Here is an 11,132-nt window from a genome sequence, read left to right on the forward strand (position 1 = left end):
CGCCGCGGCGGCCCCTTTGTGGTTCTGGACGGCGATAATGGACCGACGCTCCGCCACCCACGCCCGTCGACAGCGCCCATGCACCCAGACCCTCACACCCTCGCCACCATCGACGCGCAGGTCCGCGCGGCGCTTGCCGAAGACGTCGGCACCGGCGACCTCACCGCCGGCCTGATCCCGGCGGACGCGCAGGCCACGGCGCGCGTCGTCTGCCGCGAAGCGGCGGTGATCTGCGGGCGCGACTGGTTCGATGCCGTGTTCCGGCAGCTCGACCCCGCGCTGCGGATCGATTGGCGCGTGGCCGACGGCGACGCCGTCGATGCCAACCAGGTGCTGTGCGAGCTCGCCGGCCCGGCGCGGGCGCTGCTCACCGGCGAGCGCTGCGCGCTCAACTTCTTGCAGACCTTGTCCGGCACCGCCACCACGACGCGGCGCTTCGTGGCGGCGCTCGGCGAGGTGCGCACGCGCCTGCTAGACACCCGCAAAACCCTGCCCGGCCTGCGTCTGGCGCAGAAATACGCGGTGCGCTGCGGCGGCGGTCACAACCACCGCAAGGGGCTTTACGACGCCATCCTGATCAAGGAAAACCACATCGCCGCGGCCGGCTCGGTGACGGCGGCGGTCCAGGCCGCCCGCCGGCAGGCGCCCGCCGGCACGCCCATCGAAGTGGAGGTCGAGACGCTCGATCAGCTGCGCGAGGCGCTGGCCGCCGGCGCGCCGCAAATCCTGCTCGACAACTTTTCCCTGCCGATGATGCGCGAAGCGGTGGCGCTCGCCGCCGGCAAGGCCACGCTGGAGGCCAGCGGCGGGGTGGCACTCGATCAGCTGCGCGCCATCGCCGACACCGGCGTCGATTTCATCTCCGTGGGCGCGCTCACCAAGCACGTGCAGGCGGTGGACCTGTCCATGCGCGTGTCGGGCATCACGCTGCGGGCGTAACCTCCCGGACGGCAAAATGGCCCCGCGGGGCCATTTTGCATGTGCCGATCAGCGCGCCATCAGCAGCGCCAGCGGCCGTTCACCATGTCGTCCACCACCTTGTACTGGTGGCGCACGGCGACTTCCTGATCCGACAGGATGATGTGCTCGATGGCGCCCGAATCGAGCCCGGCCTGCGTGGTCTCCACGGTCGACAGGTCCTCGCGCAGCAGGTCGCGCAGGTAGACCTTGGAGTACTCGCGGCTGATGCGCTCGCCGGCGTTGGCGGGCGGCAACATGTAGAAGTTGTACTCCCAGTGCGTGCGGTCCACCGCCACCGGCCAGAAGTGGTAGGTGAAGAACCAGCTGCTGGACACGTCCACGAAAAAGTTTGGGAAGCACACGTTGATGTCGAACAGCCAGTTGGGGTGCCCGGCCGGGTTGGTGCCCGGCACGCGCGCGGTGCCGGCGTTGCCCTCGTGCAGCCACAGCGACTGCGCGTACTTGAACGACAGCGCCTCGGCCGGCGTGGGCTGGTAGTCCGGGTTGAACGGCACCGAGGCCGAGCGGTGCGGACCGTACAGGCGCACCGAGGTCAGGTGCGCGTAGGGGTCGTCCTCGGTGCAGCCGGCGGCGGTGGCGGTCAGCTTGTGCACGAAGCGGCCGTGGTAGGACTCCTGGAAGGCGTCGATGAACACCTTCCAGTTGCAGTTCACGTCGGCCTTCAGCGTGTGCATGCGCCGCATGGTGTGGAACGGGAAGTCACGAATCTGCTCGCCGAAGCCACCGAGGTACTGCGCCAGCGGCGCCGCATCGGCATTGACCGTCACGAAAATAAAGCCGGCGAAGGTCTCGCAGCGCACCGGCGGCAGGCCGAGCTTGGCGCGGTCGAGATCGAAGAACGCCTCCTCGTCCGGCACGAACACGCACCGCCCGGCCGTGTCGTAGGTCCAGCCGTGGAAACCGCAGGCGAAGCCCCGGGCATTGCCGCGACCCTTTGCCACCTGGTTGCCGCGGTGGCGGCAGACGTTGTGAAACGCCCGCACCTGCCCGTCCTCGCCGCGCGCGAGGATGATCGATGCCTTCAAGATGGCGATGTCGCGCACCATGTAATCGCCGGGGTTCGGGATGTCCTCGACGCGGCCGAGGTTCAGCCAGACTTTCTTGAAAATGGCCTCGCGCTCGCGCTCGAAATACTCGGGCGATACCACCGGCGCCACCGGCACCGGACCGGTGCCAAGCTCGGGCCACTGCGCGAGGTACGGATGCGGGATCTCGGCGGGCTTGTTCATGGGGGAGTCTCCGTGTGATGTCCGGTCAGGCCGGCAGGATGTGAAAGCGCTCGGCGGCGAAGCCCCACGGCACGTCGGGGTCCTTGTAAATCTCCACCGCCGGCGCCACTTCCATGAACATCAGCGCCAGATCGAGCAGCGTCTGCTCGCCGGGCGCAAGACTGTCCAGCGGCCGCACGTTGAGGTGCTGGATAATGGCGTCCATGCGCGGCAGCAACGCGTTGTAAAAGTCCTGCAGCTCGGCCATGGACGAGGCCAGGCGCTTGCGGTTGCGCGCCGCCTCGTCGCCGATGGCCCAGACCGCGCATAGCGGCTCCAGGTCCGCAAATTCCTGGGGTAGGCTCACCATTTTTCCCCTCCTGCCATCTTGACTGCCGACAAATTCCCGGCTCGGCCCTCATGCTGGCGCTTTCACCGCGTCCGCGCAAGCCCTTCCGAATGACCGTTAAGCCATGCTGATCACACTACGCGACGTCACTGTCCAGTACAGCCGCGAACCGGTGCTGGACCGCGTCAACCTCACCGTCGAGGACGGCGAACGGCTGTGCCTGGTCGGCCGCAACGGCGCCGGCAAGTCCACGCTGATGCGCCTGCTGGCCGGCGCGCTGGAGCCGGACGGCGGCGAGATCGAGCGCCGCGACGGCCTGCGCGTGGCGCAGTTGCCGCAGGAAGTACCGACCGACATCGCCGGCAGCGTGTACGCGGTGGTGAGCACGGGGCTCGGCGAGCGCGGCCGGCTGCTGGACGAGTACCACACGGCCGTGGCCGACCACGCGCCCGCCGAGCGTCTTGCCCAACTGCAACACGCGCTCGAAGCCGCCGGCGCCTGGAGCGCGCGCATCGAGGTGGACGCGCTGCTGACGCGCATGGGCCTGCCGGCGGAAATGGACTTCCGGCAGCTGTCGGGCGGCATGAAGCGGCGCGTGCTGCTGGCCCGCGCGCTGGTCGGCCAGCCGGACCTGCTGCTGCTCGACGAGCCGACCAACCATCTCGACATCGCCGGCGTCACCTGGCTCGAAGAGTTCCTGCTCGGGGCGTCGCTGACGCTGGTGTTCATCAGCCACGACCGGGCGTTTCTGGACCGCATCGCCACGCGCATCGTCGAAGTCGACCGTGGCGCGCTGCACAACTGGCCCGGCCGCTACGCCGACTACCGCCGCCGCAAGGCCGACGCGCTGGCCGCCGAACAGGCCGCGAACCGCGAGTTCGACAAGAAGCTCGCCGAGGAAGAAGCCTGGATCCGCCGCGGCGTCAAAGCCCGCACCACGCGCAACATGGGCCGCGTGCGGGCGCTCGATGATCTTCGCGAGCAGGCCGCCGCGCGGCGCAAGTACCAGCAGCGCGCCGCCATCCGGGCGCAGTTTGGCGAGCAGTCGAGCAAGCGCGTGCTGGAGGCGAAGAACGTCAGCTCCCGCATTGCGGACACCACCGTACTGCGCGATTTCAGTTTCAAGCTGCAGCGCGGCCAGGTGCTGGGCGTGATGGGACCGAACGGCTGCGGCAAGACCACGCTGCTGAACGTGCTGCTCGGTCTGCGCGCGCCGGACAGCGGCACCCTGGTGCACGGCGAGAACCTGCAGATCGCCTACTTCGACCAGAACCGCGAGCAGCTCGACCCGGACCGCGATGCGGCCTGGAACATCGCCGAAGGCGCCGACCGCATCGACTTCGACGGCCGCTCGATGCACGTGCTGGGCTACCTGAAAGCGTTTTTGTTCACGCCCGAACGCGCCCGCACCGCCACGCGCCTGCTGTCCGGCGGCGAGCGCAACCGCCTGCTGCTGGCGCGGCTGTTCGCCAAGCCATCCAACGTGCTGGTGCTGGACGAGCCGACCAACGACCTCGACGTCGAGACGCTGGAGCTACTCGAAGACCTGATCCTCGACTACCCCGGCACGGTCCTGCTGGTCTCGCACGACCGCGCCTTCGTCAACGAAGTGGTCGACGGTCTTCTGGTGCACGAAGGCGAGCGCGGCTTTCGCCATTACGTAGGCGATTACGACGACTGGCTGCGCCAAACTGCCAGCGCCGAGCGCAGCGGCGCGCCTGGCAAGCCAGCCGAGAAAGGCCCCGCCAAACCCACCCGCCAAGCGGCTGCCGCCAGCCCTGCCGCGGGCGCCAGCCGCCTCGGCCAGGCCGAACAGCGCGAGCTCAAACGCCTGCCGCAGGACATCGAAAAACTCGAAGCCCGCATCGGTGCCCTGCACGAACGCATGGCCGCACCCGAGTTCTACCAGCAGTCAGTCGACGCCCAGCGCGCCGTGCAACACGAACTGGCGCAACTGAACAACGCGCTGGAACGCGCCTTCGAGCGCTGGCAGGAGCTCGAAAGCCGGCAAAACAGCGCAGCGCCAGCGGGCACCGCCTGATGTGACCCGCGGCGCCACGACCGCGCGCCCCACCAATGGAATGCTGCACCGCGGCCCATGCCACGACGCCCCGCACGCAAGGCGCTGAATCACTAGACGTTTTACAGAAATCGCGCCGAGACGCCCTGACCCGGGAAGAAGTGGCCGGATGAGCCGAATCACTGAGCGCGCGACCCAGCGGGCCAAAGTGGCCGCCCCGCGCCCACGCTCACGCAACCAAGCCGTCTCAGATAAATGGCAGCCTGATGGAATAAAAATGTGAGCGCCCAATCGTAAGCCCCGGACTTGCCGAAAAAGTTTTGGGTTAAGGTGTATCACGCTGCTAAGCAAACGCTGACAAATTCCCTCCCTGGAATTTTCAGCTCGCCGCCGCGCGGTGCACGCCCGCGCGGCGCTCCCTGAATCAAGGGCTTATGCCCTCGATTCAGGCCGGGGTTTCCTGCCCCGGGTGGGATGCGCTGAATAAATCAGCGCATCCCAAACACTGGCCCTACAAGGAACCAAGGCATGCAATCGACGGACAACACCAACACCACGCCGGCTGGCGCTTCGATCGAGGCTGCCCCCATGGAAGGGGGCGATCTCATCGTCCACTACCTGCAACAAATCGGCGTCGAGTACGTGTTCGGTGTTCCCGGCGGCGCCATCGAACCCCTGGTCAACGCCATCGCCCGCGGCATGCGCCGCGGCGGGCCCAAACTGGTCGTCGCCCGCCATGAGTCCGGCGCGGCCTTCATGGCCGACGGCTACGCCCGCGAAACCGGCAAGCTCGGCGTGTGTTTTGCCACCACCGGCCCCGGGGCTACCAATATGATCACGGGGGTGGCTAGCGCCCATCAGGATGGCATCCCGCTCCTTGCCATCACCGCCCAGACCAAGCTTGAAAACTTTGGTCGCGGAGGGCTTCAAGAATCAAGCTGCACAGCCATCGATACGATTGGCATCTATAAGCACATTACCAAATACAACACTCTCATATCACACCAAAACCAACTCGAACGCAAGCTGATCAAGGCCATTCTTTCGGCATTTCAACAACCATGCGGCGCAGTTCACTTAAGTGTGCCGCTTGATATCACACGAGCCATCACTCAACCACCAAGCCTTGCTCCCAATTTGGCCGATTTGATCAAAAAACCCAGCACTATCGATCGCGCCAAAGTTGAAGACTTGTACGCAAAAATTTCCGGCGCGCGAAAAATCTGCTTCCTCTTAGGCGAAGGCGCGCGCGGTGCCGTTGGCCGCATTCTCGCCCTCGCCCTGCGCCTTGATGCGCCCGTGCTAACGACACCTTACGGAAAGGGATTGATAAGCCCTTTTCACCGCCAGTTTCGTGGAGTTATTGGCATGGGAGGACATCGAAGCGCCCTCGCAACGCTCAACAACCAGTCAGTCGATTATATAATTGCCGTGGGAACCAGCTTTGGCGAATTCGCCACCGGCAGCTGGCCAGATGCGGCCCTCCATCATCGTCTTATTCATGTGGATGCCAACCCAGAACACTTTCATGGCTCACACATGGCGCAGCTCCATATTCTTGGCGACCCTCTGGCAATCTTCAATCAAATTGATGAATTCTTGGGTCCGTCGCAACCACTTGAAACAACAAACAAAAGAGAAACCTTCACGGCGCCCAACCAGGTCATTGGGCAGCAAAGCCTGTCAATTTTTCATTCCACGCCCAATACCACATCAACGTCTTTCCACCACATCCCCAACTGCTCTCTCGACGACCCAGAGAAATACCTCTCCGACGCATCCCCCATAAAACCGCAACGATTAATGGGAATTCTGCCCAGAGTTCTCCCGGCCGGAACTCGCTTTATTGCCGACGGCACTGGCGCCAATTTCTGGGCAATACACTACTTGCATATTCCCGATCGAAGAATCGCAGAAAGACGCTCCGCAGCAGATCGCCGCAACCTGCCGATGATCTCGACCGATAACCGGACTACGTCGGCCCGCCGACGCACAGATCAACGCCAAACAAGTGAAAGCCTCTTCCGTTGCCCCGGCGAGTTTGGCTCAATGGGATGGGGACTGGGCGCAGCGATCGGCACCGCGCTTGGTAGTCCTGATATGCCGGTAGTGGTACTGACCGGAGATGGCAGCATGTTGATGAACGGCCAGGAAATGACCGTCGCACTACAAAAACAACTGTGCGTCATTTTTGTTGTCATGAACGATTCCGCATTAGGCACAGTCAAACATGGGCAAAGACTTTCTGGCGCCGAGCCCATCGGCTTCGATCTACCAGAAGTTAATTTCGCAGCCATGGCCCAGGCAATGGGAATCAATGCCTGCCGCATTCAAAGCCCAACACAGCTTATTAGCATCGATTTCTTCAAGATTTGCCAAAAGAAGCAGCCTTATTTAATAGACGTCTTGGTCGACACAGAAGAAGTGCCCCCCTTGGGTGGACGAATGAAGGCTTTGGAGGCGATATCGTGAGTTATGCTTCGCGATCAGAATCCATCCAAACTAACATTTGGCAGGAGGAGGCTGAGCCCGACAACCCCTTCGCGGCCGCCGCCTGTTACTGCCGCGGCTACGATGTCTACGGCGACCTGCTGCGCAAGGCGAGCCTGGTCGACTACCTGTACCTGCTGCTGGCCGGCGAGCGTCCGGCGCCGGCCCAGGCGCACCTGCTGGAACGCCTTGCCATCGCGCTGGCCAACCCCGGCCCGCGCGAGGCGAGCGTGCACGCGGCCATGTGCGCCGGCGTCGGGGGCTCGCCTGCGGCTGCCATGCTGATGGCGGCGCTCGGCGTCGGCGCCGGCAATCTCGGCGGCGGCCACGAGGTACGCGTGGCGCTGGAAGCCTGGGAACGGCTCGGCTGCGACCTTGCGGCCTGGCAGACATTCCTCAAAAACCCGCCGCAGCCCGAACGGGCCGACATCTGGACCCCCATGGAGCACGCGCCGGGGTTCGATCCCCACGGCACGCGCTGCGCCACGCCGGTGCTGCAGACGCTCGATGCCCTGGCCGAGATCGGCGCCGGCCAGCACCTGCCGTGGTTGGCGCAGCACCGGCTCACCCTCGAAACGGCGGCCGGCGCGCCACTGGCCATGTCCGGCGTGGCAGCGGCGGCCTGTCGCGATCTCGGACTCGGCGCCGAACAGGGCGAAATGCTCTACCTGCTGCTGCGCCTGCCGGGCGCCGCCGCGCACGCGCTGGAACAAAAACAGTACGGCTTCAAGCGCTTTCCGTTCTTTCACGGCGCGGTCGAGTATGTGGGGCCGAGCGCCGACACCGCGTGAAACGCAAACGCCGGGCGTCGAAAACCCTTCTACCCGGACGCACCGCCCCCGTAGCAGCGGCTTCAGCCACGAATGGCGAGGTTCGAGCGACGACGCGTCCGCTGAAGCCGCTCCCACGGCTGCCCTCACGACGAGCCATGTGAAGCAATGAACACACCCAATTCGTCAATCCTGTCGCAATACGAAGACCACTGGCCGACCGAACTCGGCGCGGTGTCGGTGGCGGACGGCAAGGTCACGTTTCGAGGGCATGACCTGCTGAATGCGCTGGAAGACTTGAGCTGGATGGATCTGCTGATGTACGGCATCACCGGTCGCCGTTTCAGCCCAGCCCAGCTCGAGCTGTTCCAGGGACTGTGGAAAATCTCCGCCAGCTACCCCGAACCCCGCATCTGGAACAACCGCGTGGCGGCGCTGGGGGGCAGCGTCCGCAGCACGCCGGGCTTGGCGCTCGGGGCGGCCATTGCAGTGACCGATGCCACCATTTATGGCCAGCGGCCCATGGTTGCCGCGTTCGATTTTCTGCAACGCGCGCGCGCCGCCCGTGACGGCGGCGTGCCATTGCGGGATTTCGTGATCCGGGAACTGAAACAGCACCGCACCATCCCCGGCTACGGTCGCCCACTGCGCAACGTGGACGAGCGCCTGGCGCCAGCGCAGCGGCTGGCACGGCGCCTCGGACTGTGGGGCGGCGTGCATACTCTGCTTTCGCTGGAGGTGGCCGACATCCTCAAATCCCATCGCATGGGCATGAACGTGGCCGCACTGGCGGGCGCCCTGTACGCGGACCAAGAGCTCACTGCCACCGAATACCAGTACGCAACGTTATTGGCGTTTAGTGCGGGATTGATTCACTGCATGTCAGATGCCGCCCTGCATCCGGAAGGCGCTTTATTCCCGCTGCGCTGCGAGCGCCTGCAATATCACGGGCCGGCCCGGCGCGTTTGGTAGAGCCACCTCCCGACCCCGGCTGAGTACCGATATGACCCGCCGCAACCGTCCCATGGGGCGCGACAAATGCTGGGCCCTGGCCGTGCTCGCGACATGCGTGGCCACCGCTTGCGTCTGCGCCCAGCCGCAGAGCGCCGACGAAGCCGCCTTGGCCGAAATCTACGGCAGCGCCGAGATGGTCAGCATCGCCACCGGCAACGCGCAGCCGCTGCGACAGAGTCCGGCGATTGCCAGCGTCGTGACCGCCGAGGACATCGCCGCGATCGGCGCCACGGAACTGAACGAAGTGCTTGAAACGGTGCCCGGCCTTCACGTCGGGGCATCCGGCGTGGGATACAAGCCCATATTTTCCATCCGCGGCATTCACACCCAGACCAATCCGCAGGTGCTGGTCCTCATCAACGGCCTGCCCATCAAAAACGTATTCGATGGCCAACTCGGCGCGTCCTGGGGCCGCATGCCGGTCACCGGCATTGCGCGCATCGAGGTCATTCGCGGCCCCGGTTCGGCCCTTTACGGTGCCGACGCGTTTGCGGGCGTGATCAACATCATCACCAAAGCCGCCGCCGACGTGCACGGCCTGGAGGTCGGGGCGCGCGCGGGGTCGTTCGACCGCAACGACCAGTACGCCCAATGGGGCGGCACCATCGGTGGCTTCGAATCGTATTTCTACGTCGAACGCTACCGCAGTGACGGCCCCAGCCGCACCATTTCTGCCGATGCCCAGAGCACGCTGGACGGCCTGTTCGGCACCAGCGCATCGCTGGCGCCCGGGCCGGTCAACCTGAACCGCGACAACATCGAGGCACGGGCCGACGTCAGTCGCGGCCACTGGCGGCTGCGAAGTGGCTTTCAGGAAGTCAATGATATCGGTGTCGGCGCCGGAGTCAGCCAAGCCCTCGACCCCACCGGCCGCGGCGACGGCCGGCGCCTGAGCGCCGATCTGAGCTACGACAATCCCGATTTCGGCAACCACCTCGGCCTGAACGGCAGCCTGAGCTATTACGACGTCCAGAACCTGGCGCGCTTGACGCTGTTCCCGCCCGGCGCCTTTGGCGGCGCGTTTCCGAACGGCGTGATCGGCAATCCCGACGTCTACGAGCGTCACTACCGCGGCGAGCTGAGCGCGCTCTACACCGGCATCGACCGCCACCGCCTGCGCCTGGGCGGCGGTTACCGCAAGGAAGACCTGTACAAGGTGGAAGAAAGCCGCAATTACACGTTGGTCGACCTCGGACCGCCGCTCGGCACCCTGCCTTTCCCGTTGGGATCGCTGGTGGATGTCAGCGACATCGCCGCCTTCGTGCGCGAGGAAAACCGCACCATCGCCTACGCCTTTGCACAGGACGAATGGAACCTGCGCCGCGACTGGACGCTCACCGCCGGCTTGCGGCTGGACGATTATTCGGACTTCGGCACCACGCTGAATCCGCGCCTGGCGCTAGTGTGGCAAACCAGCTATGCGCTGACTACCAAGCTGTTGTATGGACGGGCGTTTCGGGCTCCTTCATTCCAGGAACTCTATGCCGTCAATAACCCGGCCAACATCGGCAACCCCTCGCTCGATCCCGAAACCATCGACACGCTCGAACTCGGCCTCGACTGGGACGCCGGGCGAGACCTGCGCACGGCGGTCAACGTCTTTTATTACCGCATGGACGACATCATCCGCTTCGTGCCCGATCCGGCGCCGGCCACCAGCGCCACCGCCCAGAACACCGGCCGCCAGACCGGCTATGGACTGGAAACGGAACTGGCCTGGCAGGCGTCGCGACGCCTGCGCCTGTCTGGCAACTACGCGTATCAGAAATCCACCGACGACGCGGCCGACGACGACGTGGGCTTTGCGCCGACGCATCTGGCCTATGCGCGTGCGGACTGGACCTTCACACCGCAATGGAGCCTGTCGGGGCAGGCCGTCGGCGTGTTCGATCGCAAGCGGGCGCCCGGCGACGAGCGCCCCAAGGTCGGGGATTATCTGAGCTGCGACCTCACCCTGCGCGGCCAGCACTTGTTCGGCGATGACTGGGGCATGCGGCTGTCGGTGCACAACCTATTCAACAGCGACGTGCGCGAGCCGAGCGCTTCGGCCTTGATCCCGAACGACCTGCCGATGGCCGGACGCAATATGTTCATCGAGATCAGCAAGCAGTTTCTATGATCCCGGTGGCCACCTTCGGCGCCCTACTGCCCGCCCCGCGTCCTACGACACCCATTGAAAGCAACCGTTCACCTGCTGGTTTTGGCCCTGCTCGCCGGCGTCGCCTGCACGGTCTGCGCCGCCGAAGTGCTGGTGGTGATGCCGGACGTGCGCGAGCCGTACCGGTCCATCCTGCAGCAAA

Annotated in this window: 8 protein-coding genes; 6 read left to right on the top strand and 2 right to left on the bottom strand. The window is 65.2% G+C overall.

Translation table 11 applies throughout. The features are described 5' to 3' along the window. Positions 1-78: 78 nt before the first annotated feature. Positions 79-939, top strand: coding sequence for a carboxylating nicotinate-nucleotide diphosphorylase (gene nadC / locus PHC73_RS06545; protein ID WP_300125918.1), 861 nt, complete (start codon positions 79-81; stop codon positions 937-939). Positions 940-998: 59 nt separating this feature from the next. Here the strand turns inward: nadC and PHC73_RS06550 are convergent, their stop codons facing one another. Next, positions 999-2,210, bottom strand: coding sequence for an aromatic ring-hydroxylating dioxygenase subunit alpha (locus tag PHC73_RS06550; protein ID WP_300125920.1), 1,212 nt, complete (start codon positions 2,208-2,210; stop codon positions 999-1,001). A gap of 25 nt (positions 2,211-2,235) precedes the next feature. Further along, positions 2,236-2,559 carry a hypothetical protein gene (locus PHC73_RS06555; protein ID WP_300125923.1) on the bottom strand — a complete coding sequence of 108 codons (324 nt, stop codon included), beginning with the start codon at positions 2,557-2,559 and terminating at the stop codon, positions 2,236-2,238. Between the two features lie 103 nt (positions 2,560-2,662). Between PHC73_RS06555 and PHC73_RS06560 the strand changes: the two genes are divergently transcribed. The 5 genes from PHC73_RS06560 (at position 2,663) to PHC73_RS06580 (ending at position 10,951) form a co-directional block, all read left to right on the top strand. Continuing rightward, positions 2,663-4,579: an ATP-binding cassette domain-containing protein gene (locus PHC73_RS06560; RefSeq protein WP_300125926.1), complete on the top strand. Its 1,917-nt coding sequence runs from the start codon at positions 2,663-2,665 to the stop codon at positions 4,577-4,579. 507 nt (positions 4,580-5,086) lie between these two features. Beyond that, positions 5,087-7,030, top strand: coding sequence for a thiamine pyrophosphate-binding protein (locus tag PHC73_RS06565; RefSeq protein WP_300125929.1), 1,944 nt, complete (start codon positions 5,087-5,089; stop codon positions 7,028-7,030). After that, complete coding sequence (locus tag PHC73_RS06570) at positions 7,027-7,839, top strand: hypothetical protein (protein ID WP_300125931.1); 813 nt, start codon at positions 7,027-7,029, stop codon at positions 7,837-7,839. The genes PHC73_RS06565 and PHC73_RS06570 overlap by 4 nt, the downstream gene beginning before the upstream one ends. A gap of 147 nt (positions 7,840-7,986) precedes the next feature. After that, on the top strand, positions 7,987-8,790 hold the full coding sequence (locus tag PHC73_RS06575) for a hypothetical protein (protein ID WP_300125933.1): 804 nt from the start codon (positions 7,987-7,989) through the stop codon (positions 8,788-8,790). A 97-nt stretch (positions 8,791-8,887) separates the two neighbouring features. Beyond that, positions 8,888-10,951 carry a TonB-dependent receptor gene (locus PHC73_RS06580; protein WP_300125936.1) on the top strand — a complete coding sequence of 688 codons (2,064 nt, stop codon included), beginning with the start codon at positions 8,888-8,890 and terminating at the stop codon, positions 10,949-10,951. The last annotated feature ends 181 nt before the right edge of the window (positions 10,952-11,132 follow it).

This window comes from Immundisolibacter sp. (assembly GCF_028696615.1).
Taxonomy (GTDB): Bacteria; Pseudomonadota; Gammaproteobacteria; order Immundisolibacterales; family Immundisolibacteraceae; genus Immundisolibacter.